This is a genomic window from Diplocloster hominis, from assembly GCF_032380655.1.
Taxonomy (GTDB): Bacteria; Bacillota; Clostridia; order Lachnospirales; family Lachnospiraceae; genus Diplocloster; species Diplocloster hominis.
In genome coordinates this window covers 60112-84328 of the sequence record NZ_JAWDIY010000023.1, presented here as the reverse complement: position 1 = coordinate 84328, position 24217 = coordinate 60112, and the positions used below count along the sequence as shown (strand labels likewise).

Sequence of the window (24217 nt, the reverse complement as noted above, 5' to 3'; positions counted from 1 at the left end):
TACGCAGAAGGCTGGAGAACCTCGCAGGGCCTGGAACACTGTCCGAGCCGTCCTCTGGCGAGTTTGTTCCGGGCCCTGCCAATAAGAGGTTCTCCAGCCTTCGGAGTTAGCCATTCTTAGGTCCGGCCGAAGTGATTTGGCCCCACGGGATTCGCCGCCCGGTTCCAAAGGCCGGACCGCCTCCCTCCCTTCCCGGACCTTCGTCCACAAAATCCTGTCTACGCTCTGTTAAACGGTCTGTACCTTAATCAAATTCGTCGTACCCGACATTCCAAGCGGTACCCCGGCCGTGATGACGGTCAGGTCCCCTTCCTTCAGGTATCCCGCCCTTCTGGTGGCTTCCACCGCATGGTGGAACAGTTCGTCTGTGTTGCGCTCTTCCCGCATCATGATGGGTATCACACCCCAGGACAGGTTTAACTGCCTGCAGACATAACCATAAGTACTGCCTCCGATAATCGGGCAGGGCGGACGGTACTTGGATATCATCCGGGCCGTCTTTCCTGATTTGGTCACGGTGATGATCACCGAGGCATTCAGATCCACCGCTGTCATACAGGTGGCATGGGAGATGGCATTGGTAATATCCGGATTATTCACCGATTCCCTGTTTTTGAACAGGGTCCGGTAGTCGATACTCTCTTCCGCCTTGATCGCGATCTTTACCATGGTTTTTACGGCTTCGACCGGATACAGGCCCGCGGCTGTCTCTCCGGACAGCATGATCGCGCTGGTTCCGTCATAGATTGCATTGGCCACGTCCGTTGCCTCCGCCCGGGTAGGACGGGGGTTCTTGATCATGGAGTCCAGCATCTGGGTAGCGGTGATCACCTGTTTTCCCGCATTATATACTTTCCGTATGATCATCTTCTGGACGATGGGGACATCTTCCAGCGGAATCTCCACTCCCATATCCCCTCTGGCGACCATAATGCCGTCAGAGACTTCTATGATCTCATCTATATTTTTAACACCCTGCAAATTTTCAATTTTAGATATGATATTGATGCTGTCACAATGATGGTCCTCCAGAATTTTCCGGATCTGCAGGACATCATCCGCTGTCCGGACAAAAGATGCGGCTATAAAATCAAAACCTTTTTCAATTCCAAATACGATATCCTCATAATCTTTATCGCTGATGTATGGCATACTTAAGTTTGCCCCGGGCACATTAACGCCCTTACGGTCAGATATGGTTCCGCCGTTGATTACTTCGCACAGGATATCCGTATCATCGAAGCTTAATACCTTCATCTCGATGAGCCCGTCATCGATCAGAATTCTCGTCCCCACTTCGATATCCCTGACCAGTTCTTTATAGGTGATAGAAACCCGGTGCGCATCCCCATCGACTTCGTTGACCGTCAGCGTAAACTGCTGTCCTCTTTCCAATACTACCGGACCATTGGGAAAAGTACCGATCCGTATTTCCGGCCCCTTGGTGTCCAGCAGGGCAGCTATAGGGAGATTCAGCTCCTCCCGAAGCTTTCGGATCCGTGTCAGGTTCCGCTCGTGCTGCCCGTGATCGCCATGTGAAAAATTAAATCTGGCGACATCCATGCCTTCCAGCATCAGCTGCCTCAAAATCTGATCATCATCCGTGGCCGGACCCAGGGTACATACTATTTTGGTTTTTCTCATATTAACCTCCAATTACGCATTTACTGTGCCATAAATTCTATGGAAAAAATTCATGGAACCTTCCTGCTTATAAGTTTGGGTGGAAATTCCGATTTTAATCATACGCGGATTTACCCAAACCAATTGTAACATGAAATGCCTCGTCCCGTCGTTAAAAAAATGTAAAGAAAAATAAAAAGTGGTTGACCCGGCGGACAATGTCCGATATAATGCAGCTAAGTTAAAAGGGAGTAGTTACAAATGTCCTGTCAACAATCCCGGCCCTGTAAGGCCTGGCAGGTCATACCGTATCCGGTAACAAGACTTTTAACGTATCCGATCAAGGATTGGGTACGTTGGAGGTCTTTTTTTATTCTATAGGAATGTGTTCCACGGTTCGCATTTCCAAAAGGAGGAGTTTATTATGAAATATTTCAATCAGTCACAGCATGAGGTGTTAGAATCCCTTCATACCATTCCCGATGGCCTGAGCAGCCAGCAGGCAATAAAAAGGCTGGAGGAATATGGACACAATACCCTGACAGAATCCAAGAAAGTCAGTCCCTTTCTCATCTTCCTGAAGCAGTTTCAGGATCTTCTGGTTCTCATCCTCATCTGTGCCGCGGTGATCTCCATGATCTCCGGAAACCTTGAGAGTACCCTGGTGATCTTTGCCGTCATCATTCTGAACGCCATTCTAGGTACGGTACAGCATATGAAGGCGGAAAAGTCCCTGGACAGTCTGAAAGCCTTATCCGCACCCGCGGCCAAAGTCATGAGAGACGGCACTAAAATCGAGATTCCGGCCAGCCAGATCGTTCCTGGTGATATCCTGATGCTGGAAGCCGGTGACCTGATCAGTGCGGATGCAAGGATCATAGACAGTCATTCCCTTCAGGTCAATGAAAGCTCCCTGACCGGTGAATCCGTACCGGTGGAAAAGCTGGATGTGGTGCTTTCCCAACAGGAAGTCGCTCTGGGCGATCAGAAGAATATGGTATTCTCCGGTTCGCTGGTCACTTACGGCAGAGGGTCGGCTGTGGTTACCGCTACCGGTATGGATACGGAACTGGGCAAAATCGCATCCCTCATGAATCAGACCAAAGAAAAGAAAACTCCTCTCCAGGTAAGCCTGGATCAGTTCGGCAGCCGCCTTGCCTTCGCCATTCTGGCTCTGTGCGGAATCATCTTCCTCATGAGCCTGTACCGGGATATGCCCATACTGGACTCCCTGATGTTTGCCGTAGCACTGGCCGTAGCCGCCATTCCGGAAGCCTTAAGTTCCATTGTCACGATCGTACAGGCTATGGGGACCCAGAAAATGGTCCGGGAACATGCGATCATCAAAGATCTCAAAGCAGTGGAAAGCCTGGGCTGTGTCTCCATTGTCTGTTCCGACAAAACAGGTACTCTGACCCAGAATAAAATGACTGTACAGTCCTGTTACCTGGGCGGGCAGGTTTTGGATTATCATAAACTGAATCTTACTTCCCCGGTTCACAAATATTTCTTATATACCGCACTTCTGACCAATGACAGCGCCATCGCCGATGGGAAGCAGATCGGTGATCCTACGGAAATCGCGCTTCTGCATATGGGGATAAAGCTGCAGACCGATCCGGCAGAATTACGGAAGTCTTATCCCAGGTTTGGCGAACTGCCCTTTGACTCTGACCGGAAGCTCATGAGTACCGCCCACATCATAGACAGCCAGCCGGTACTGCTGACCAAAGGCGCCCCCGACATCCTGTTGGAAAAAGCCGTCAGCATCCTGACGGAGGAAGGCCCGCGGCCGTTAACGGCTGTAGACAAGGCGGAAATCCTATATCAGAATCAGAATTTTTCCGAGCAGGGGCTCCGGGTACTGGCCCTGGCCTTACGTTATCTTCCGGACACCGGGGGGCTCACCCTTGACCAGGAGGCGGACTTCATCTTTCTGGGGCTGGTCTCCATGATCGATCCTCCCAGACCGGAATCCATAGATGCGGTAGCACAGGCCAGGGAAGCCGGAATCCGTACCATCATGATCACCGGAGACCATAAAGTTACCGCCACCGCCATCGCGCAGCAGCTGGGCATTTACACGGCCGGAGATCTGGCATTGACGGGTACTGAACTGGACCGCTTGACGGAAAAAGAGCTGGATGAAAAGCTGCCGCGCATCAGCGTGTACGCCCGGGTTTCCCCCGAGCATAAAATCCGGATCGTAGATTCCTGGCAGCGCCGGGGACATATCACCGCCATGACCGGAGACGGAGTCAATGACGCGCCGGCCTTAAAAAAAGCGGACATCGGGGTAGCTATGGGCATCACCGGCACAGAGGTATCCAAAGACGCCGCCTCCATGATCCTGACAGACGACTGCTTCGCCACCATCATCAAGGCGGTGGCCAACGGCCGTAACGTGTACCAGAATATAAAAAATGCCATCCAGTTCCTGTTATCCGGGAACACAGCCGGCATCTTATGTGTACTGTTCACTTTCCTTATGGCGCTTCCGGTACCGTTCGCCCCGGTCCATCTGTTGTTCATCAACCTGCTGACCGACAGTCTGCCGGCCCTGGCCATAGGTATGGAGCCCGCAGAGCGGGGGCTGTTAAAACAAAAGCCCCGCAATCCTAAGCAGGGCATTTTAACCGGAGATTTTCTCACTGCCGTACTCTGGCAGGGAATGCTGCTCAGTATCTTCACGATGATCGCCTATTTTATCGGCATGAACCGGGGCGGCACCGCTATGGCAAGCACTATGGCCTTTGCCACACTGACCCTGGCCAGGCTGTTCCACGGCTTTAACTGCCGGAATCAAAGATCCATCTTTGAAATTGGCCTTGGCTCCAACAAATACAGCATCGCCGCGTTCGGCGCAGGCTTTCTGCTTCTGAACGCCGTTCTGATGATACCGGGCCTGCAGCGGTTATTCTCCGTAAGTAAGCCTGATATCACCGAACTGTGCCTGATCTATGTGCTGGCTTTCCTTCCGACTCTGCTGATCCAGCTTATAAAAGTGATCCGGCAGGCCATCAGGACTCCCCGTCCTCTTCTATCATACGATATCCAACACCGACCTCGGTAAAAATATACTGGGGGTCTCCCGGGTTTTTCTCGATCTTGCGGCGTATATTCGCCATATTTACCCGGAGGATCTGATTATTGCTGCCCGCATAAGGCCCCCAGATTTTCGATATGATGGAGTCATAGGTCAGCACGCGTCCGGCGTTCTGAGCCAGCAGGGATACCAGTTTGAATTCGATCTGGGTCAGGTGCACCTCCTGTCCTCCCACGCTGACTATCCGCTTATCAAAATCGATGCAGAAATCTTTCGCCATAAACTTCTGGTTCGGGCCGCTCAAACCGCCTCCCGCCCTGCTGCTGTGGCGCATGGCTGTACGGATCCGGGCCAGCAGTTCCGATGTCCCGAAAGGTTTGGTGATATAGTCATCCGCTCCCAGATCCAGCGCCCGCACCTTTTCTTTTTCCTGGGTCCTGGCTGAGATCACGATAATCGGTACCGCCGACCACTCCCGCACCTGCCGGATAATTTCCATTCCATCCATATCCGGCAGCCCCAGATCCAGCAGAACGATCTCCGGACAATAGGAGGGAATCATGGACAAGGCCTCCTCCCCTGAGGCACATTTCAGCACCTTATATTCATTTGCCAACAGCGTAGTGGTGATGAAATTACAGATATTCTGTTCATCCTCTACGATCAGGGCCGATATTTTCCTGTTCATATAGTTGTTCCTCCTTCCAGCGGAAGGGTAAAGATAAATTCCACCCCTTCCGAATGATTGACAGCATTTAGCCCGCCTCCATGGGCATGTATGATCGTTTGGCAGATCGACAGGCCGATCCCCATTCCTTTTGTCTTATCCACGGAATCCCCCTGGGGATTCGAAAGCCCGTCAAACAGGGTTTCCATTTGGGTGGTGCTCAAGCCGACACCATAATCCCGCACATGAAATACCGCAGTATTCCCGTTCTTCTCCACTGCCAGTCCCACCGGCTTCTTAGAACCGGAATATTTCACCGCATTTTCCAGCAGATTAATGATGACCTGCTCGATCAGTGTGGCATCCATCGGCACCATCAGGAACTCCACCGGGACAGTCACATCGATCTGCGCCTGCGGATACCGCTTTTTCAGCCGCGCCACAGCCTCCGACACCACCTCTTCCGCCGGTTCTGATACCTTCGTCACTTTTACCTGGTCATCATGAATCCGGGTTACGGACAGCAGGTTTTCCACCATGTGCAGCAGCCAGTTGGCATCCTCATGGATCTGCCCCAGCATTTCATTCTGCTCCTCTTCATCCAGCATCCTCCGGTTCTCGAGGAGAGTGGCGCTGGAACCAATGATACTGGTCAGAGGTGTGCGCAGGTCATGGGAAACCGCACGCAGCAGGTTTGCCCTGGTCTTTTCCTTCTCCGTCTCGATCACCAGCTCCTGGTGTTTGCGGATATTGGTCATCATGGTACTGGTAAGCAGCGCCACAGACAACATTACTATAAATGCAATGGGATACCCCTGAAGGAAAAAATTCAAGGCCATAAACGGATAGGTAAAAAAGAAATTAATACACCCGATACTGATGATAGCCGCCGCGATCCCCCAAAAATATCCCTTGGTAAACCTGGCTGTCAGCATAATCCCCAGCAGATAAATAATTGCCACATTATACGGACTGTCCGTCAGCTGCATTACCGCATAATTCAGCAATGTGGCCGCTGCCAGCAGCAAGAATGTTTTCAGGCCGTCTTTCCAGATCTCCACCGGGAAGCCCCCTTTCATACTTTAATCTTCATAGCATTATACTATAGATGTGAGCGGGATACCAAGGTTTCTTCGCTAAAATGTTGTTAAGAATGCGCTTTGGGGACGATGGGGACTGGGGACGATGGGGACAATGGGGACGGCGGGAAAAGGGGGCGGAAGGGGAGGCACCGGTCCTCTGCGGGCTAACGCTTCGGGGCGGGCTTCTCGCTATGGATGGGGGCTGGGCTTCTCGCGGGGGCAAATCGCTTCGGCCGGACCTAAGATCGGCTAACTCCGAAGGCGGGAGAACCTCTTATTAGCAGGGTCCGGAACAAACTCGCCAAAGGACGGCTCGGACAGTGTTCCGGGCCCTGCGAGGTTCTCCCGACTTCTGCGTAAACCGATCTAAGGCCCGGCCTCAAGCGATTTGCCCCCGCGAGAAGCCCAGCCCCCATCCATAGCGAGAAGCCCGCCCCGAAGCGTTAGCCCGCAGAGGACCGGTGCCTCCCCTTCCGCCCCCTTTTCCCGCCTGCATTGGTACCGGCTCAAGGCGGTTGTGCTCTTATGCGGTGTTGGGAAATTCACAGGAGATCTGTTTTATATTTTTTAATTGATGTACGAAAAGTGCGGTCTGAATGAAAGCGTTATAACATAATGTAAATAAAGAGAATGATAAGTTTTTTAATTATTGGAAAGTATACGTTTAGCAGAATAGATTCTCTTAATTATTATCCTTCAAAATACTTTATTATATTTTGAGGATGCTAACTTGTAGGGCTGTTGTTGAACAAATATCATACGAATGCTGTAGGATAGCAGCTATAAAATTGTAATATAGCAGTTTTAAAATTATGCAATTATAGTTCTATTATAGTTCAATTATTGTTCTAAAATTGTTCTATCATAACACGAATAATGTACTGCTACTATAGTATCGATATTGTACTATTGCAGAACAAATAATGTACTATTACTAATGTTTTACCATAATAGTACAAATGTACAAAGCGGTATTGCAATTAAAAAAGAGAAGGACACATATAACAAATGAGATCCTTCATACCTATCAGAACATGGAAAAAGGCCTTTTATAAAGCAGGGAGGAGCGGGACGGGGTGTGGACTTTCAGAACCGGGCGGGGCATCCCGCGGGGGCAAATCGCTTGAGGCCGGGCCTTAGATCTGCTTACGCAGAAGGTGGGAGAACCTCGCAGGGCCCGGAACGGTTCTTTCTGAGAGTTGGGTATAGCCTGGTAGCCGGAATGCCCGCAACCGGCTTAATGTATAAGTATGTGGGCATTCCGGCTACCAGGCTATACCCAACTCTCAGAAAGAACCCCCGGAACACTGTCCGAGCCGCCCTTTGGCGAGTTTGTTCCGGGCCCTGCTAATAAGAGGTTCTCCCGACTTCGGAGTTAGCCGATCTTAGGTCCGGCCGAAGCGATTTTCCCCCGCGGGATGCCCCGCCCGGTTCTGAAAGTCCACGCCCCGTCCCGCTCCTCCCGGCCCTCAGCTCTGGCCTCAGCCCTATATCTGCAAACAGTACCTGTAAATATAAAATTTTTATAAAGAAATAGGATATCCCCTTGTGTTTTAGTGTGGTAGCATGGTAAAATAGTAAAGCTTTCAATGTACTCACTTTTGATCGGGCGGTATCCTAAATGAAGGAGTATTTTATGAAAAAACCTCATTTAGTTGTATTTGGGAAAGGCATTATTGTTGGAGGTTCCCTGCTGGTTCCCGGAGTAAGCGGCGGTTCTATGGCCATGATTCTTGGAATTTATGATGCCCTGATACGAAGTGTAAGTTCCTTTTTGAAAGATATCCGCCAAAATCTGCTATTTCTTATTACTTTTACTGCCGGCGCTCTACTGGGTATGTTACTTTTTGCGAAACCTCTTCTCTTCCTGGTAGACACATTCCACCTGCCGTCCATGTATTTTTTTATGGGGGCTGTAGCCGGCAGTATTCCGATGATATTTCGTAAAGCCGATGTGAAAAAGTTTTCGTTCGGCGTCGTTTTTTATCCGTTTATTGGTATCCTGCTGGTCTATCTGATGAACCTTTTGCCGGCCGGTTTGTTTGGGAGCCGTGCCGGCAGCGGTTTAACTCATTTTTTCATGCTGGGACTGGCCGGAATCATCACTGCAGTCGCCCTGGTTCTGCCGGGTATCAGCGTCTCTTATATGCTGCTCATGCTGGGCATGTATGAGGACACGATGTATGCGATCACGACACTGCACCTGCCCTATCTGCTCCCGCTGGGGATCGGCGGAATTGCCGGTATCATTTTGACTACCAGGCTGTTGGAATATGTGCTGGATCATTATACGAAGGCCTCTTATCTGGTGATACTCGGGTTTGTGATCGGCGCTGTTATTCTGGTCTTTCCGGGATTGCCTTCGGGTCTGGAATGGGTGTTCTGTCCGCTGCTCTTTTTCATTGGATTCTTCATAATCCGGAAATTATCTGCTTTGGAAAGCTGATTCATAGGAACAGGTTCCCATGAAATCAAAAAGTGGCAGCCGATGCGGTTCTGCCGATCGGTGCCACTGGCTGATTATATTTTCATTTTCCATACAGCGCCCGGTTAATTTCCCGTCTGCGCATTTTGGAAATAATGTTCCACCCGGTTCCGGGCATTTTCCCTTATATCATAATAGTAAAACTGGTAATCATATGCGTGGTATACCCCCAGAGGAAACAGATCCGAGCTTCCGCTTCTGAACTCCTGGGGATCGACCGTGGAACACATTACCGTTCCCCGTTCCTGATTCACGGCAGCGTCCGCGAAATGGAAGATATCCATGTAGTCCTCGCCGTCCCGGATTCTGGAACCTTTGCTTAAATAAGCGGAGGCTGTGGTTTCTGATCTGGTCCAGGTAATGGGATTGATCGTCAGCGCCCCTTCCAGTACGGTTTTATTTTCCACCGTCAGGCCCGGCGCTTCTGTGTTAAAGGAGATAATCACGCCTGTGTCATCAGGCCCTTCTGCATATTTCAGATGGGGATTTCTCTGCATATCTTCCTCCGTAACGGAAAAACCCAGCAGGTATGCCGCGACCATCCGCTCCTGTACCTGCGGATGTTCCTTCATATATACCATCAATAATTCTTTTAATACCATGCTTCCCTGAGAATGGCCCGCCAGTATAAATGGCCTGCCATGATTATAATGTTTGATATAATAATCAAAGGAATCCGCAATATCCGCATATGGCGTCACGCCGATATAGGCCATCTCTATCAGCGGCGACTTGCTGAGGATGAATCCCGCGTCCAGCTGCCGGTAAAAGGGGGCAAAAATATTCCCCACCGGCTGAAATGCGGTGGCCTGTGTCTCAAAATTCCCCGCCGCGGTATGGCGCATTTTTTCATTGTCAATAGTACTCACTACCGATGTGCTTCCCTCCGGCATTCCCCAGGCCGTAGGATACACATAGAAGATATCCACCTGCTTATCCTGGTACTTTGGCAGGGAGAGCCAGTTATTCTCATCTGAATAATCGGTCCGCATCATCAGATCCCCGTTGGATGCCAGACTCTTCGTGGCAGTCTCTTTTTTCTGGAACTGGCTGCTGCGTTCGCTCTGCCCGCATCCAGCGCTTCCTCCCAGATATAAGACTGCCAACAATACTCCGACCGCTCTGTAAATCCTATTCCTTCTCCATCTATTCTGCTGCGCACTCATACCAAACCGAAACCGACCGGCCCGCTGTATGGAAAACCCCGGTTCCATCCTCCTGAATCATTACTTTATCCTCACATTTTCCCATATAATCCCGGAAAATCTTTCCTTTGAATCTGTTCCCCACATACATACGCTTACTGCCTCCTGCTCCATTGGACAGCAGCACCGCGGTTCCGGACCCCTCATGCTCCTGGTCCCCTTCTCTGGTCCAGCCTATCACACGGGGATCATCGATATAATCATGCTGTGGACCATAGGCCAGCTTTGCCCGGGCTTCCAGCAGCCGTGACAGGCCTTCCACCGCATCTATCCCATCATGAGGTATCCCATAATAATCACCATAGAACACACATGGATACCCCGCCTCCCTTAAAAGAATCAGTGCGTATGCAATGGGCTTAAACCAGGCCTGGACAAAGGACTGCAGTGCCTGCCCGGGCTGCGTGTCATGATTATCCACGAAGGTAACAGCCCGGCAGGGATTTTCCCCTGCCAGCGTACCGGGAAACAGCCCTCTGAAATCATACTGCTCTCCCTGGATACTTGCCTGGTACAGATGAAAGTGCAACGGGACATCAAAAAGGGACATATTCCCGTCCACTCTGCCCAGATACTGCTCCAGACGCGCCACTTCCGGACTCCAGTACTCTCCTGCCGCAAACAGCTCCTTTCCGGTATGTTCCCGGAGCATGGGCAGCCAGTGCTGATAGAAGTCCGCATTGATGTGCTTCACCGCATCCAGCCGCAGGCCGTCCACTCCCGTGGTATCCAGGTACCACTTTCCCCATCTGTCCAATTCCTGCAGTACCTCTGGATTTTCAAAATCCACATCCGCTCCCATCAGATAATCATAATTGCCATTTTCCGCATCCACCTCTCCTTCCCAATGCTTACCGGCAAATTGGAAAATTCGGTTTCTGCGGGACTGTTCATCCCAGTCTATGCCGTCAAAATGGTTATGATTCCAGGTGAAATCCGAATATTTGCCGGCCCGGCCGGGATAATTGAAAACAGTCCAGGCCCGGATCGTCTCCTCCTGCGAAGTGATTTCATTTCTGTTTTTTTCATTTACTTCCCGAACTCTGACGTCCTCAGACGCGTCCGCTCCGATATGGTGATTCAGCACGATATCCGCGTATACCTGTATGCCCTGCGCCTTAAGGCTTTGAATGGCATCCAGATATTCCTGTCTGGTTCCGTATTTGGTGGGAATGCCTCCCTTTTGATCAAACTCTCCCAGATCATAGAGATCGTATACCGCGTACCCCACATCCGATCTGCCGGCCGCTCCTTTGTACGCCGGCGGCAGCCATACGGCTGTAATTCCCGCATTCGAAAGTGCGGCGGCATCCGCAGCGATCCTGCGGTAATGCGAAGCATCGGCAGGCAGATACCACTCGAATAGCTGTAACATCGTTCCGTTTTGACTCATTTTATCCTCCATGCATGGGCTTTTCCACTCATACATTCTCTGTTCTTTCATCAGATGTCAGGTCTGACCATCTGTCGCAATTTGTAAAATTATAACATATTCCGGATGGTTCAGCAAAAGGTTTTATGGGAAATGTTTCAATGTTTCAAAACTTCAAAGGAAATGTTTCAAATGTATTTTTATGTAATACCCCCCAAAAAAGCGCAAATCCTCTCCCGCATATCTTATTGCAATACCGGTAAACTATGTGATATAGTTATTTTGTTTGTGTCATTCACTGCCAATCGATAGGATGGCGTGAGTTTGGGGGGACTATTATGAATTTTGCCGAACTCTTTATACTGGCCGTAGGGCTTTCCATGGATGCGTTCGCAGTAGCTGTCTGTAAGGGCTTGTCCATGAAAAAGATTACACTTCGAAAGGCCGCGCTGGTTGGCCTATATTTTGGTTTTTTCCAGGCGGCCATGCCGGCCGTCGGTTATCTTCTGGGTGTTAACTTTCAAAAACAGATCACCAGTATCGATCACTGGATCGCCTTCCTCCTGCTGGGAGCCATCGGTGTCAATATGATACTGGAAGCCCGCAAGGGGGGCGGCTGTGAAGCGTGCGGCTGCGCTGACGCTGACGCGGACTTAAGCGTTCGAACCATGTTGATTCTGGCGCTGGCTACCAGTATCGATGCGCTGGCGGTAGGCATCACGTTTGCTTTTCTGCAGGTACGCATTGTTCCTGCCATCTCCTTCATCGGCATTATCACATTTGTGCTGTCCATGCTGGGTGTCAGGATTGGAAATGCCTTCGGCTCCCGGTATAAGGCCAAAGCGGAATTCTTGGGCGGAATTATTCTGATCTGTCTGGGTACGAAAATATTATTGGAACATTTGGGTATCCTTAGGCTATAAAAAGGAATTGCCATACAGATAATGATCGGCATGAACCGGAGGCAGACATGAAACAGGAATTTGACGCAGTAATCAAACAACACGAAGGGATCAATGGCGGCTATATCGAACCTCCCTTTGACGTATATGAAGTATTCGGCGCGAAACGTGTAAAGGTAAGAGCCACCTTTGACGGTATCGAATACCGCGGCTCCCTGGTACGAATGGGCGGCTGCTATATGATCGGCATCACCAGGGAAATCCGGGCAAAGATCGGGAAAGGGTTTGGTGACATGGTTCATGTCACTCTGGAAAAAGACGAAGAAAAAAGAGTCCTGGAATTGCCGGAAGCCTTTCGAAACGCTCTTAGAAACGATGCGCAGGCAGCCGCTTTTTTTGACTCTCTCTCCTATTCATCCAGACGGGACTATATCCGCTGGATTACGGATGCGAAAAAAGAAGATACCCGGTCCCGCAGGACCGCTCAGGCCGTGGAACGGTTAAAAGAGGGGAAAAAGCTGAAATAAAACCGCTATCTCCCACCGGTTACCAGGTCATAGCTTTCTGAAATCATTCGTTTCTCTTCCGAATCCGGTATACTGCCATCCAGGATAATAGAATTCCAGTATTTCTTATTCATATGATAAGCAGGTACGACTCCCGTAAACGCATTCCGCCAGAATTCGATCCAGTCAGGCGGGCATTTTACATTGATCCAGACCGCTCCCTGCCGCTCATAAATAAATGCAAAGCTTTTCCGGTTCTTCTCATACCGCATTACGGTCCAGTTTTGATCGTGGAAAGGATAGTCTTCATAGACATCCGGAAATCCTTTACAGAAGGCAATTGCCTCTTCTCTCGTTTTCATAAGTTCTCCTGCGGAAAGTTTTCCTCTTCGATCTTTCCTATATTGTGTGTTCGCTGAAACTGTTGTAAACTGAATGCATGTCCCTCACAGAAACATTCAGAAAATCCGCTGTGTCAGGCGCGATGTTAAGGAGGTATTAAAATGGATTTTATCCGTGAAACAAACCGCATTTACCTGAATGATGAATCCGGAAAACTTCTGGCTGAAATCACATTCCCGGAAGTGACGGATCACATCGTCAATATCAATCATACGTTTGTAGACGAAAGTCTTGGAGGCAGGGGGATCGCCGGCCAGTTAGTACAGGCAGCGGCTGAACAGATCCGCTCATCGAATCTAAAATGTGTCTGCACCTGCTCTTACGCCGCTCACTGGTTCGGGAAACATCCTGAGTTCCAGGACATTCTGTGCAAAGACCATTGATGGGTCCTGTCATTCTTTGCCCCGTCATCTTTTAGCACAAAACGCAGCTGTTAAGCGGATTGCAACCACTGGTTGTCAAATTATTTACCCGGGATGGTAGCCGCTTACGGTTCTTTCTGTTACCATTCTCATGACGTGATAAATATATTACAATACACACATGGAGGGAAAAATGACATTTTCAGAAAAACTCTATCAGCTGCGAAAAGCACGCGGCCTGTCTCAGGAAAACCTGGCCGGCCATCTGGGTGTGTCCCGGCAGGCCGTCCAGAAATGGGAAACCGGGTCCTCGACCCCCGATGTCAGCAATCTGGTCGCCATAAGTGAATACTTCCAGGTTTCCCTGGATCATCTGCTGAAGGATACCGGGGAAGTCAGCGCTTCTACGGACGGCGCAGACTCAGAACCGCAGACTATTGGCATTCCTTATCGGATTTATCAGCCTCATTATGAATATAAGAGTAAGCGGACCCTTTTCGGTCTCCCTCTGGTTCACATCAATCTGGGAAGGGGATTTTACCGCGCCAAAGGGATTCTTGCCATCGGGAATATCGCAGTTGGATTGATTTCCCTGGGAATTATCAGCGCCGGTATCCTATCCCTTGGCTGCATCAGCGCCGGACTTCTCGTGCTGTCCGCCCTCGGTATCGGAGCCGTTGTCTTCGGGGCTGTCGCCGTAGGCATTCTGGCGGTAGGCGGAGTCGCCGTAGGCCTCTTCGCCGCAGGAGGTCTCTGTGTCGGTATCTATTCCGTCGGTGGCTGCGCGGTAGCCTCCCGCGTAGCGGTCGGCGGTTATGCCAATGCGCATATCGCTGTAGGCGATCAGGCATCCGGCATCATTGAAATAGCCGGTCACAGGCAAATGCAATCGCTTAGCGCTGCCCAGTTCCGGGAAATAATTCTCGGTGAATTTCCCGGGACGCCCTCCTTCATACTGAAGATTTTGACCCTGTTCTTTCAGAATTAAGACCTATTTCTTATCAATCTGATACCGATTGAAAAATCCGAAGAAGGACCGATGTAAATATAGCCGGCGGCCACATTGACCGCAGCAGCCTTTACATCGGCCCTTCGTATTTCTGTCAATTCTTTGATGCGGTTCTATTCCTACGTTGGTTTCATTTATACGTAAGTATCCTATACAAACTTTACAGCCGTCCCGTAAGCGATTACTTCGGCTGCTCCCTGCATGATCGCTGAAGAGGCATAACGGACATTGACTACGGCATCCGCGCCCATCTGCTCCGCTTCCTCCACCATTCTCTTGGTGGCGAGTGCCCTGGCCTCATTCATCATATCGTTATAGGCCTTCAGTTCGCCGCCCACGATCGTCTTAAAGCTCTGGGTAATATCCCGCCCAATATTCTTGGACTGAATGGTACTTCCCTTTACCAGACTCAGCATGGACAAATTTTTTCCAGAAATGTAATCAGTATTTACTAAGATCATCCTCTTCTCCACTCCTTATCTCTTGGATTCTTTCTACCAGCACGAAGATCATCACAGCCGCCAGCGCCAACAGAATCACCATACCAATGACTTTTGCAGGCAAAGGCAGGTAAAAGTTCGTCCACAAAACCAAAAGGCCGGTCAGATAGAGAACAAAGAGCACCGCAATGATGATAGGGGCAATCAGTTTTTTTCTATGCATCCGTATATCCCCCTCCTATTTCTGGTATTTTGGAACACTCACATTATACCACGCTGCTCTACTGTTATCCACTACAATTTCGTATTCCATCAAAGATGAGAGATAAATTGAAAGCTTTCGAAATACTGCACCACAGCCGGTATCCACAGCACGATCATATAAGTCGCGGCGAAGGAAAGGGACCTTTTCAGATAGAGTCCCGCGATCATCACCCAGTAATAAACCGTCTGGGGGACTCCTGACACCGGAAGCGTACCGACGGCCATAAGCGCCAGGGATTCATATTTCCCTTCCACCGTACTCAGTACCTCATCAAACATCACATAACTGCAGAACATCAAAGCCACATGCATCCAGAAATAGGTTCTCTCGCCGGATACCCAGATCGTCGGGGAAAATCCCATAACCGCACGGGTGGCATACCCCATGATCACCGCGAACATCAGGCACCAGGTAAGCGTGGATTTACCGAAAATCCAGTACAGGGCTAACAGAACCGTGACTGCCGCGATCAGGATCAGCACAAACATCAAGATCTCCCTGCCGACCATCACCGTGCCGATCGCTGACGGATCACCATAAAGGGTTCCTCCGTCGGGAATCCGGTCGATCACCCAGAATATCCGGGCTGCGTAAGGGGCCAGAGGGCCGAAAACGACGGCAATCCCCAACGGAATCAGACCCACGATTCTCTTCCACAGCTGTTTTTGTTTGCGGATCACCAGCACCGCCAGCAGAATGGCAAACATGAAAAACAGCCAGTTTCCGATCAGCAGCTTCATACCGGTGGCATAGATCCCCATACGGATCTTATTGAAAAAGGAAATCGTACTGTATCCCACATAATAATTCGCCTCTTCCGAAATCGCCCTCTGTGCATTTCCGGGACAGGTGGCGAAGTTGATAAAATTCGCCGCGGTAATCAACCATTGTATACCGATATAGAGCCTGGGCTGTTTTTTTACCCACTGATAGATAAAGCAGAAGGTAAAGAGCACCAGACCGATCCCGCACATCTGCTCCTGGTTCGTCGCATACACAAGTCCCAGCGCAGCCAGGATATACTGCCACATGCGCACTTTCTCCCCGGTCAGGAGCCGTTTGGTCAGCAGAATCGAATACATTCCCAGTGCCGGAGGCCACAGATAGGTCACTGTTACTGTGATAAAGCCTGTCCCGCCCAGATTGATGAATTCATACAGGAAGAAAAAGCCCACCAGCACCCACATACAGGCAGTCCTGTGTTTCGCGGGAAATATACGGGAAATGGAATAGATCAATAAAATGATCGAAGGGACATCCAGGATCACCCAGATAAACTGAGGAGCCATATTGAAGAAATCCATAGAGAAATCCAGAAATATTCTGGATGACCAGTTAAAATACCAGTCCTTCACCATAAACCACAGAAAAGAGGGGGAAAAAAAATCCACGTTCTTATAAGCATCATATGTCGAAATATCATCTGCGATCTTGGGTACTACCAGATGGATAGCAAAATAAGCCACACCCAGAATCAGCAAAGGAAGATATTCGCTTCCGGCAAATTTTTTTACTTTTTCGTTCATCTTTACCTCCAGTTGTACATTCACTGCGCTTTTATTCTGCGCCGTTTCATAATATCTTACTCATATTACCTCCTTTGCAGAAAATATGCAAGGCGAAACCTCATATTTAAGGAGCGTTAATATATCTTAACGGGGGGTATCGGGTCCGGAGAGGGAAGAGGCGGGGAGCGGCACCGGGCGCAAAGGCCCTTCCCTCTCCTGCGTTGGTGATGACTGAGATTCTTTTTATACTACTGTGGTAGTATTGACTTTTTCGTAAGACTGTGGTAGTATGGCCGTATGGAATACTACTGTGGTAGTATGAATTAAAGTATTGGGTTCAGGTATTTAGGAGGTGTCGGTATGTCTATAAAATTGTTTGACTCGGAATTGAAAGTGATGGATGTGGTTTGGAAGGAGGGGGATGTTACAGCTAAGTATATTGCGGATGTGCTTAAGGATCAGGTTGGATGGAATGTGAATACTACTTATACACTGATTAAGCGGTGTATTAAGAAGGGGGCGATTGAGCGCAGGGAACCGCATTTTGTCTGCCATGCCCTTATTTTAAAAGAACAGGTACAGGAACAGGAGACCGATGAGCTGATTAATAAGGTTTTTGACGGCTCTGTCGATAAGTTGTTCGCTTCCCTGCTTGGCCGGAAAAATCTGTCTGCCGCGCAGATTGAAAGACTAAGACAGATAGTAGGCGGGTCCGGAGGTGATATGGAATGACACTTGTGCGGATGAGCGTGTCTGCAGGGATCATGATCGCCCTGGTTGCCGCTGTACGGCTGTTGCTGCTTCATCGGCTGCCGAAAAAGACTTTTCTGGTGTTGTGGTGGATCGTGCTGGCGCGGCTGCTGATTCCGATTTCTTTTCCTTCCCCGGTCAGTATATATTCAATGATCGATCAGAAAGGGGCGCATGGATATGCGGCGGATACAACGGTCGGTAATCTCCTTCCGTTAAATCATGCTGGCAAGGCTGATACTGGTGGATTATCGGGTCTTGGGTCCCAGGCTGACCCTTTTTCATTGGTTACAGTGTTGGGTTTGCTATGGCTTGCTGGAGGGCTGCTGTGTGCGATGTATTTCCTTGTCTGCTATATCCGATGCCGGCGGGTGTTTGCGGAAGCACTGCCGCTGGAGAGCGATGCGGTCTCGAAATGGCTGATGGAACATGATCTGATCAGGCAGCTGGTGGTACGCCAGTGCAGCCGGCTTAGGGCTCCTCTTAGCTATGGTATTCTCAGGCCCGTCATACTTCTTCCGAAACAAAAAGTCTGGGATGTTCAGGAATTGGATTATATTCTGCTTCATGAACACATACATGTGAGGCGTTTTGACGGGCTGACTAAGTTTCTTCTGACTGCCGCCCTGTGCGTGCACTGGTTTAATCCGTTTGTCTGGATAATGTATGTGATCGCCAACCGGGATCTGGAATTGTCCTGTGATGAAGCTGTCTTGTGTGCGCTGGGACAGACGTCGCGCTACCCTTATGCTATGACTCTGATCAGCATGGAGGAACAAAAAGGAGGGCTCGTGCCTTTTGCCAATAGTTTTAGTAGATTTGCAATCGAAGAAAGGATGAAAGCAATTATGAAATATAAAAAGTCGTCCTTTTGGGCAGCGCTTGTTTCTATCGCACTCATTATCGGCATCACGATCGGTTTTGCAACTTCCAGCAGCGCTGATATCAAACCGAATCCGGATCGTGAGATCATACAGACTCCGGCCGGCAGGCAAAATAAACTCCCCGAACAAAGTCCGGCTGCTTCGGCTGATCACCATGATATGGCCGGGACGGAACCGGCTGGGGAGCAGCAGGAACAGGCAATTGTCTTTGAAAACGTTGAACTTCGTTATTATGATGACGGATGGCCTTATCTCCATAATATTCTCACGAATCTAACGGATCGGACGGTGGTCGATACCCAGTATTGTATGCTGGCTTATGATGAATCCGGGAATCCTCTGAAACTGAAGTGGTTTTTACCGGATTCCAGTTCGGAGTACACTTATGACTGGCTTGTGGAGGATGATACGACACTTAAGCCCGGTCAGACGTCAGATCCGGTCGGCGGGTGGTCTCTGTATGACGGCGAAAAGATGACCGGATGGCCCAAGGTCGGGGACGGCGGACCCAATCAGGTAGCCTATGGCCTGTTCTGTGTAAAACAGGTTACATTCCAGGACGGAACCGTCTGGGATAACCCGGGTTATAACGAATGGCTTAAGACTTATAAAGGGAAGTCGGCAGATGTCTCAACTTTGCAGAATTATTATCCCTATGTCCATCCGGTCACTCGTTAAAATCAATAAACTGGTTTTTCAAAAATCAATAAAATGATTTGGGAAAAACCAGTTTGTACATGTCCCCTTTTGTTTGCCGGCTTTTACAATTGTTCTTATTTATTCAATCTCCCTTAACCGCTCGACCACACTTTCTTTTACCATCCCCCGCATAGCCAAAACCGGCACCAGGACTCCCAGAAGAAACAGTAACGGTATGCAGGCCAGCAGCGGCCAGATCATAAAGTGGTAACTGAAAAACCAGATCGAGCCTCCTCCCTGGCCAATCACGATAACGGATGTCAGGATTCCCAACAGCAGTGCGGTAATACCGGTACCTGCGGCATAGTAAAGTCCCTCACAGGCCAGCAGCTTCTGCATCTGCTTTCGGGTCATACCGATACTGGTCAGTATAGCGAATTCCTGCTTTCTGGACAGGATGCTGGTCAGTATGGAATTTATAAAATTCAGGATACCGATCAGACCAATGATAAAGCTCAGAGCCCCCCCGACCAGCAGCAGCATATACTGCATTTCCCGGAATTCACCGGCATAGGACTGTTTTGTCTCATAGGACATCTCCGGTTCCGTGTTCCCGGTATAATCCGCCAGAAACTCCGTCATGCTTTGTATCTTCCCGGGTTTCACATCAAAGGTATAGCTCATCACCTCATCTGATCCTGTAAACTCCCGATACACATCGGAAGGAAGAATAAAAGTGTATTCGTCGGAATTCCGGGTGGTCTCACCATAAACGTGAATGGCATTCACTGCCAGAACCTCAAATTCCCTTTTGTCTCCCCGGTTATTTAAGGATATCTGATCTCCTGTGTGAAAATGCTGATTTTCGAGGGCAGGTTTCCCCTTATCATCCGTTGTCACCCCGACGATCACATATCTGCCGGTGGCCAGCTTTTCTTCATCCAGCTCCCCTTCTATTACGTCCAGTTTCCCGATATTAAATGAATCCATACCATATAGGGACGCGTAATACTCTCCTTCCTCTATCTGGAAATTTTCCATGGGCATTCCGTTATAATTCAAATCTCCCGCTTGAACCTTCGGATCTTTCACCGTGACCAGAATACCGCGGTCGTAATAGATCCGTCCGCCATCCAGGAATTCCTGTCTGTTTTCCACCGCACGAACCGTATATTCGCTGACTGTGTCCTTTTCTTCCCCCCGATATTCATAATTAAAGTACTGCGCATGCGCGATCAGGCCGTCTGTTTTCATAAAATGAGACAGATATTTGTCCATGTCGAATCCCCGGGATATGGTCACGATTGAATTCAGCAGAACCAGGCTAAGCGCCAGGGATATCACCGTCAGGATCGTCCTGCTCCTGCTTCTCCCCAGATTGGATAAAGCCATTCGCCATAGTTTTCCGCCGTCCGTCCGCTCTTTTTCTTTGTTTTTGCGGCTTTTTTTCATTCCGGTATATCTGGAGGCCTCCACAGGACTGACTCCTGCCGCTATCTTTCCTGGCTTTCTCGTGCTTATCCAGACTGTCAGCAGGCTGAACAACGCCGCACCCGCAAAAATTACAGGATTTGGTTTTATACTGGCATCCACCGCCAGCATACTGGAAGTGATCAGTGGAAGGGCGGCCGCACCCGCACCATAGCCCAATATCAGTCCGGCCGGGATACCGGTCAGACACACTCTTAGCGCTTGCATGGTAATGATCTTCTTAATCTGCCGCCTGGTCGTCCCGATCGTCTTTAGCAATCCATAGAACCGGACATCCCTCAATACGGATATTTGGAAAATATTATAAATAATCAGGTATCCGGTCAGCAGAATCAATAAACATCCAAGCAATATTGCCGTGGCCGTGCCGAGATTGGTAAATTCCCCCATCTCGTAAGCCCAGTTCACGTTACAATCTATATCTGTGGACAGCGCCTCCCTTTGTTCCCCCTCGAATCTTGTCGTATAGCCGCTCTCCGTAATGATCCGCCTTAGTTTTTCTTCCATTCGGAACGTATTCCCAAACATCAGGTAGGAATTGATGGCTCCAGCCATCCCCTGTTCCATGTTTCCTTCATAAGCCAGCATCTGTACATGGGTATCCTGAAACGCCTTTGATACGATCACATAGCCCACATTGAAGACCGGGTCACTTTCCCAGTAACCGGAAAGCTTAAACTCTTCGGTATACTGCTTTCCCTTCGCTGTATAGGTCAGGGGAACCGCTGCCCCGATCTCTTTTGGCACTTTCAGTAATTCCAGGGTCCGGGTATCCGTAATGATTTCATTTTCTTTCTCCGGAGCCCTTCCGACAGTTGGCTCACAAAATCCCAGCTTCCGGCCGGTATCATCCATATAGTACATTTCCACCCGCCGCTTCAGGAACTCCGGATTATCGACACTGTCCGCGATGATCCGGTTATAACTGATCTTACGGATCAGCGGATGATTCCTGATATCCTGGTACTCCTGGTCGGTGATATACTTTAATACCGCGTGACCGTCTCCTCCGGACTGGCGCACAGTATTGCGCTGAATGGAATAGACCGCTCCGCTTCCGATCGTAAACAGGCTGGTAAATAAAAGGGTAGTCAGCGTGACCGCGATCACAGCAATCCGGTTTCGGGTACCCGCCGCTTTATAACTGCGCATTGCCAGCCTGCGGATGGTTTGTTTGTTCTTTACCCTACGCATCTGTCTCACCGCCTCCTGCTATCCTGCCATCCTCGATCCGGATGATCCGGCCGGCCATCTGTGCCAATTCTTCATTATGGGTAATCATCACGATAGTCTGACCAAACTTCTGGCCGGTTATCTTAAGCAGGCCCATGACGTCCAGGCCCGTACGGGAATCCAGATTTCCCGTGGGTTCATCGGCCAGAATGATCGCCGGTTTCGCCGCCAGAGCTCTGGCGATGGCGACTCGCTGCTGTTGGCCGCCGGACAGTTGGTTCGGCATGCTGCTTTTCTTGTCCTGCAGCCCCAGCACTTCGATAATCTGCTCCACAAAACCTGTATCGGTACGGCTTCCGTCCAGTTCCATGGGCAGTACTATATTTTCATGTACGTTCAGCACCGGAACCAGATTATAATTTTGAAATACAAAGCCTATCTTTCGCCTCCGGAAGATCGTAAGTTCATCCTCTTTCATGGAATATAGTTCTTTTCCATCCACACACACTCCTCCGGACGTAGGAATATCCAGACCGCCCAGCATATGAAGCAGCGTTGATTTTCCGCTGCCGCTGGTCCCCACCACGGAGACGAATTCTCCCTGCTCCACAGTCAGATTGACATCGTCCAAAGCCTTTACCAGATTCGGTTCTTCTCCATAATACTTTCTCAAATGGGTTGTTTTTAGTATGCTCATCATAAATCCTCCCTGCTTTATGTTATACCGGCCGGCGGGCCGCGTAAGCGGCATTAAAAATAGTCTATTTCAATTACAAATAGACTATAACAAAGAAATCTTTCCACAATCTTTCCAGATTCTAAGAATTTCCGAAAGATTTTGGCAAAAATATGGAAAATTCCGATCCTTTCTCCGGTAAGGATACCGCCTTCAGATACCCATCCTGCTTTTCCACGATACTTCTGGCCAGGTACAGGCCGATTCCCACGCCTTCCCTATCCCGCACATCCTTTCCCCGGTAAAATCTCTGGAAAATCTGTCCAAGTTCATCCTCGCTGATCCCGATTCCATGATCCACCACGAATATCCGCACAAACATCTCATATTCCTGAATCCCCATCCGGATCGTATCGCCTTCGTGCGTATATTTTACCGCGTTGTCCAACAGATTATACAGGGCCTCACAGGTCCATTTCCGGTCAAAAGCCGCTGTAATCTCCTGCCCTTTCAACTGCCCGTTCAAAGAATCCTGTTTTTCCAAGACAACCCGGATTTGTTTTTCTCCGGCTCTGGCCTCTATGGCTGCCGCAGCGTCGAAAACCACCGGTCCGACCGGCTGCAGCACCGGCTCTATTTTCAGGATACCGCTCTCCAGACGGGATGCCATCACCAGGGACTGAATCAGGAATTCCAGTTTTTCCGCCTGTCCCCTCACCGCACCGATCAGTCGGCCGGCATCCTCAGGCATCCCCTCTTTTTCTTCCAGCAGCTGTGTGTAAAGCAGAATATTCGACAACGGCGTCCTGGTCTGGTGGGAAATATCCGACACCAGGCTCTGAAGGTTTTGACGGTCTTCCTGCACCTTCCGTGCGGACAGCTGCGAGGAGGATAGAAATTGTTTCCATCTGGCCTCCAGCCTGGAGAGTTCGCTCTCGTCATAGCGGCTCTCCTCAAACTTCCCTTCCATCGCCTGATCCAGCATCTCATTCAGCCGCCGGTAGGTGCGTCCCATTCTGAATTCCATCCCTGCTTACTCCTCCCTCCAGACATAGCCGATCCCGTAGACCGTCTGTATAAAGGAGGGGCGGCCCGCATCCTCCTCGACCTTGTGCCGTAACCGGTTCATGGCCACGGACAGTGCGTTTTCCTCCACTGAATCAGCCGCATCCTCCCACACATTTTCCAGCAGCTGCTGTCTGGTCAGAATCTGTCCTTTGTTCTTCACCAGAAGATATAACAGCCTCTGCTCCGTCCGGTTCAGCATGATCTCCTTCCCGCGAATCAGATAATACATTCTATGAAAATCAAACAGATACTCGCCGGTCTCAAACACATCCTGTTTCGGCACAGGCCTTCTGCGCAGCAGCACATGGACCCGGGTCCTCAAGATCAGCAGGCTGAAGGGCTTCGTCACATAGTCATCCGCCCCCATCGACAATCCCAGCACTTCATCACTCTCCAGGTCATTGGCCGTCAGCATCAGAACCGGAACCTCCGAGGATTCCCGCAGTTTCGAAAGCAGGAAATATCCGCTGCCGTCCGGCAGATTGATATCCAGGATCACCAGGTCGAAAGAACGCTTCTGTATCTGCCCCACCGCGCTCTTCAGATCATAACACTGCGTAAAAAAATGTCCGTCCCGCTCCAGCGCCAGCACGATCCCCTCGCTCAAAGTCCGGTCATCCTCCACCAACAGTATAGACGCCATATCGTTCCCACCTTACTTT

General features: G+C 49.8%; 20 protein-coding genes and 1 pseudogene. 8 read left to right on the top strand and 13 right to left on the bottom strand.

The genetic code is table 11. The features are described 5' to 3' along the window. Positions 1-231: 231 nt before the first annotated feature. Positions 232-1644 (bottom strand): annotated as a pseudogene (pyk, locus tag ABC831_RS18925) (pyruvate kinase); the annotation flags it as partial. Positions 1645-2044: 400 nt separating this feature from the next. Between pyk and ABC831_RS18920 the strand changes: the two are divergent. Next, positions 2045-4696 (top strand): cation-translocating P-type ATPase, encoded by a 2652-nt coding sequence (locus ABC831_RS18920; protein WP_425524605.1) that lies wholly within the window; start codon positions 2045-2047, stop codon positions 4694-4696. On the opposite strand, the gene ABC831_RS18915 is transcribed toward ABC831_RS18920, so the two are convergent. Both ABC831_RS18915 and ABC831_RS18910 read right to left on the bottom strand, forming a co-directional pair. Continuing rightward, complete coding sequence (locus tag ABC831_RS18915; RefSeq protein WP_343249634.1) at positions 4644-5357, bottom strand: response regulator; 714 nt, start codon at positions 5355-5357, stop codon at positions 4644-4646. The two genes, ABC831_RS18920 and ABC831_RS18915, sit on opposite strands and share 53 nt — an antisense overlap. Next, positions 5354-6397, bottom strand: coding sequence for a sensor histidine kinase (locus tag ABC831_RS18910; RefSeq protein WP_343249633.1), 1044 nt, complete (start codon positions 6395-6397; stop codon positions 5354-5356). The genes ABC831_RS18915 and ABC831_RS18910 overlap by 4 nt, the downstream gene beginning before the upstream one ends. 1657 nt (positions 6398-8054) lie before the next feature. Here ABC831_RS18910 and ABC831_RS18905 point away from each other — a divergent pair. Next, positions 8055-8864, top strand: a complete 810-nt coding sequence (locus tag ABC831_RS18905; protein ID WP_343249632.1) for a DUF368 domain-containing protein — start codon at positions 8055-8057, stop codon at positions 8862-8864. Positions 8865-8968: 104 nt separating this feature from the next. Here ABC831_RS18905 and ABC831_RS18900 read toward each other — a convergent pair whose 3' ends face one another. Next, a complete protein-coding gene (locus tag ABC831_RS18900; protein ID WP_343249631.1) occupies positions 8969-10009 on the bottom strand; it encodes a DUF3089 domain-containing protein in 1041 nt (346 codons plus the stop codon). A gap of 40 nt (positions 10010-10049) precedes the next feature. Next, positions 10050-11501 carry an alpha-amylase gene (locus tag ABC831_RS18895; protein ID WP_343249630.1) on the bottom strand — a complete coding sequence of 484 codons (1452 nt, stop codon included), beginning with the start codon at positions 11499-11501 and terminating at the stop codon, positions 10050-10052. A 317-nt stretch (positions 11502-11818) separates the two neighbouring features. Between ABC831_RS18895 and ABC831_RS18890 the strand changes: the two genes are divergently transcribed. Then, complete coding sequence (locus tag ABC831_RS18890) at positions 11819-12403, top strand: manganese efflux pump MntP (protein ID WP_343249629.1); 585 nt, start codon at positions 11819-11821, stop codon at positions 12401-12403. A gap of 47 nt (positions 12404-12450) precedes the next feature. Next, positions 12451-12909, top strand: coding sequence for a YdeI/OmpD-associated family protein (locus tag ABC831_RS18885; RefSeq protein ID WP_343249628.1), 459 nt, complete (start codon positions 12451-12453; stop codon positions 12907-12909). A 5-nt stretch (positions 12910-12914) separates the two neighbouring features. Here the strand turns inward: ABC831_RS18885 and ABC831_RS18880 are convergent, their stop codons facing one another. Continuing rightward, positions 12915-13250, bottom strand: a complete 336-nt coding sequence (locus tag ABC831_RS18880) for an MmcQ/YjbR family DNA-binding protein (protein ID WP_343249627.1) — start codon at positions 13248-13250, stop codon at positions 12915-12917. Between the two features lie 141 nt (positions 13251-13391). Between ABC831_RS18880 and ABC831_RS18875 the strand changes: the two genes are divergently transcribed. Continuing rightward, a complete protein-coding gene (locus ABC831_RS18875; protein WP_343249626.1) occupies positions 13392-13673 on the top strand; it encodes a GNAT family N-acetyltransferase in 282 nt (93 codons plus the stop codon). A gap of 172 nt (positions 13674-13845) precedes the next feature. After that, positions 13846-14640: a helix-turn-helix domain-containing protein gene (locus tag ABC831_RS18870; protein ID WP_343249625.1), complete on the top strand. Its 795-nt coding sequence runs from the start codon at positions 13846-13848 to the stop codon at positions 14638-14640. A 170-nt stretch (positions 14641-14810) separates the two neighbouring features. On the opposite strand, the gene ABC831_RS18865 is transcribed toward ABC831_RS18870, so the two are convergent. The 3 genes from ABC831_RS18865 to ABC831_RS18855 form a co-directional block, all read right to left on the bottom strand. Further along, positions 14811-15122: a heavy metal-binding domain-containing protein gene (locus tag ABC831_RS18865; RefSeq protein WP_158352067.1), complete on the bottom strand. Its 312-nt coding sequence runs from the start codon at positions 15120-15122 to the stop codon at positions 14811-14813. After that, complete coding sequence (locus ABC831_RS18860; protein ID WP_484840528.1) at positions 15103-15330, bottom strand: hypothetical protein; 228 nt, start codon at positions 15328-15330, stop codon at positions 15103-15105. Before ABC831_RS18860 ends, ABC831_RS18865 begins: the two co-directional genes overlap by 20 nt. Positions 15331-15413: 83 nt before the next feature. Further along, the gene (locus tag ABC831_RS18855; protein WP_343249623.1) at positions 15414-16892 is read right to left on the bottom strand and encodes a DUF6056 family protein; all 1479 of its coding nucleotides are present in this window, start codon (positions 16890-16892) and stop codon (positions 15414-15416) included. Positions 16893-17234: 342 nt separating this feature from the next. Here ABC831_RS18855 and ABC831_RS18850 point away from each other — a divergent pair, with 342 nt between their 5' ends. Beyond that, a complete protein-coding gene (locus tag ABC831_RS18850) occupies positions 17235-17606 on the top strand; it encodes a BlaI/MecI/CopY family transcriptional regulator (protein ID WP_343249622.1) in 372 nt (123 codons plus the stop codon). Next, on the top strand, positions 17603-19186 hold the full coding sequence (locus ABC831_RS18845; protein ID WP_343249621.1) for a M56 family metallopeptidase: 1584 nt from the start codon (positions 17603-17605) through the stop codon (positions 19184-19186). The genes ABC831_RS18850 and ABC831_RS18845 overlap by 4 nt, the downstream gene beginning before the upstream one ends. A 99-nt stretch (positions 19187-19285) precedes the next feature. Here ABC831_RS18845 and ABC831_RS18840 read toward each other — a convergent pair whose 3' ends face one another. The 4 genes from ABC831_RS18840 to ABC831_RS18825 form a co-directional block, all read right to left on the bottom strand. Continuing rightward, on the bottom strand, positions 19286-21832 hold the full coding sequence (locus tag ABC831_RS18840) for an FtsX-like permease family protein (protein ID WP_343249620.1): 2547 nt from the start codon (positions 21830-21832) through the stop codon (positions 19286-19288). Then, positions 21825-22508: an ABC transporter ATP-binding protein gene (locus ABC831_RS18835; RefSeq protein ID WP_343249619.1), complete on the bottom strand. Its 684-nt coding sequence runs from the start codon at positions 22506-22508 to the stop codon at positions 21825-21827. Before ABC831_RS18835 ends, ABC831_RS18840 begins: the two co-directional genes overlap by 8 nt. A 121-nt stretch (positions 22509-22629) precedes the next feature. Further along, a complete protein-coding gene (locus tag ABC831_RS18830) occupies positions 22630-23514 on the bottom strand; it encodes a sensor histidine kinase (RefSeq protein WP_343249618.1) in 885 nt (294 codons plus the stop codon). A 6-nt stretch (positions 23515-23520) separates the two neighbouring features. Further along, complete coding sequence (locus ABC831_RS18825) at positions 23521-24198, bottom strand: response regulator transcription factor (RefSeq protein ID WP_343249617.1); 678 nt, start codon at positions 24196-24198, stop codon at positions 23521-23523. Positions 24199-24217: the final 19 nt, after the last annotated feature.

Coding starts and splice junctions, on each gene's coding strand:
- ABC831_RS18915 (WP_343249634.1), bottom strand. CDS start 5,357: ATGAACAGGAAAATATCGGCCCTGATCGTAGAGGATGAACAGAATATC.
- ABC831_RS18905 (WP_343249632.1), top strand. CDS start 8,055: ATGAAAAAACCTCATTTAGTTGTATTTGGGAAAGGCATTATTGTTGGA.
- ABC831_RS18895 (WP_343249630.1), bottom strand. CDS start 11,501: ATGAGTCAAAACGGAACGATGTTACAGCTATTCGAGTGGTATCTGCCT.
- ABC831_RS18890 (WP_343249629.1), top strand. CDS start 11,819: ATGAATTTTGCCGAACTCTTTATACTGGCCGTAGGGCTTTCCATGGAT.
- ABC831_RS18885 (WP_343249628.1), top strand. CDS start 12,451: ATGAAACAGGAATTTGACGCAGTAATCAAACAACACGAAGGGATCAAT.
- ABC831_RS18880 (WP_343249627.1), bottom strand. CDS start 13,250: ATGAAAACGAGAGAAGAGGCAATTGCCTTCTGTAAAGGATTTCCGGAT.
- ABC831_RS18875 (WP_343249626.1), top strand. CDS start 13,392: ATGGATTTTATCCGTGAAACAAACCGCATTTACCTGAATGATGAATCC.
- ABC831_RS18870 (WP_343249625.1), top strand. CDS start 13,846: ATGACATTTTCAGAAAAACTCTATCAGCTGCGAAAAGCACGCGGCCTG.
- ABC831_RS18865 (WP_158352067.1), bottom strand. CDS start 15,122: ATGATCTTAGTAAATACTGATTACATTTCTGGAAAAAATTTGTCCATG.
- ABC831_RS18855 (WP_343249623.1), bottom strand. CDS start 16,892: ATGAACGAAAAAGTAAAAAAATTTGCCGGAAGCGAATATCTTCCTTTG.
- ABC831_RS18850 (WP_343249622.1), top strand. CDS start 17,235: ATGTCTATAAAATTGTTTGACTCGGAATTGAAAGTGATGGATGTGGTT.
- ABC831_RS18845 (WP_343249621.1), top strand. CDS start 17,603: ATGACACTTGTGCGGATGAGCGTGTCTGCAGGGATCATGATCGCCCTG.
- ABC831_RS18840 (WP_343249620.1), bottom strand. CDS start 21,832: ATGCGTAGGGTAAAGAACAAACAAACCATCCGCAGGCTGGCAATGCGC.
- ABC831_RS18835 (WP_343249619.1), bottom strand. CDS start 22,508: ATGAGCATACTAAAAACAACCCATTTGAGAAAGTATTATGGAGAAGAA.
- ABC831_RS18830 (WP_343249618.1), bottom strand. CDS start 23,514: ATGGAATTCAGAATGGGACGCACCTACCGGCGGCTGAATGAGATGCTG.
- ABC831_RS18825 (WP_343249617.1), bottom strand. CDS start 24,198: ATGGCGTCTATACTGTTGGTGGAGGATGACCGGACTTTGAGCGAGGGG.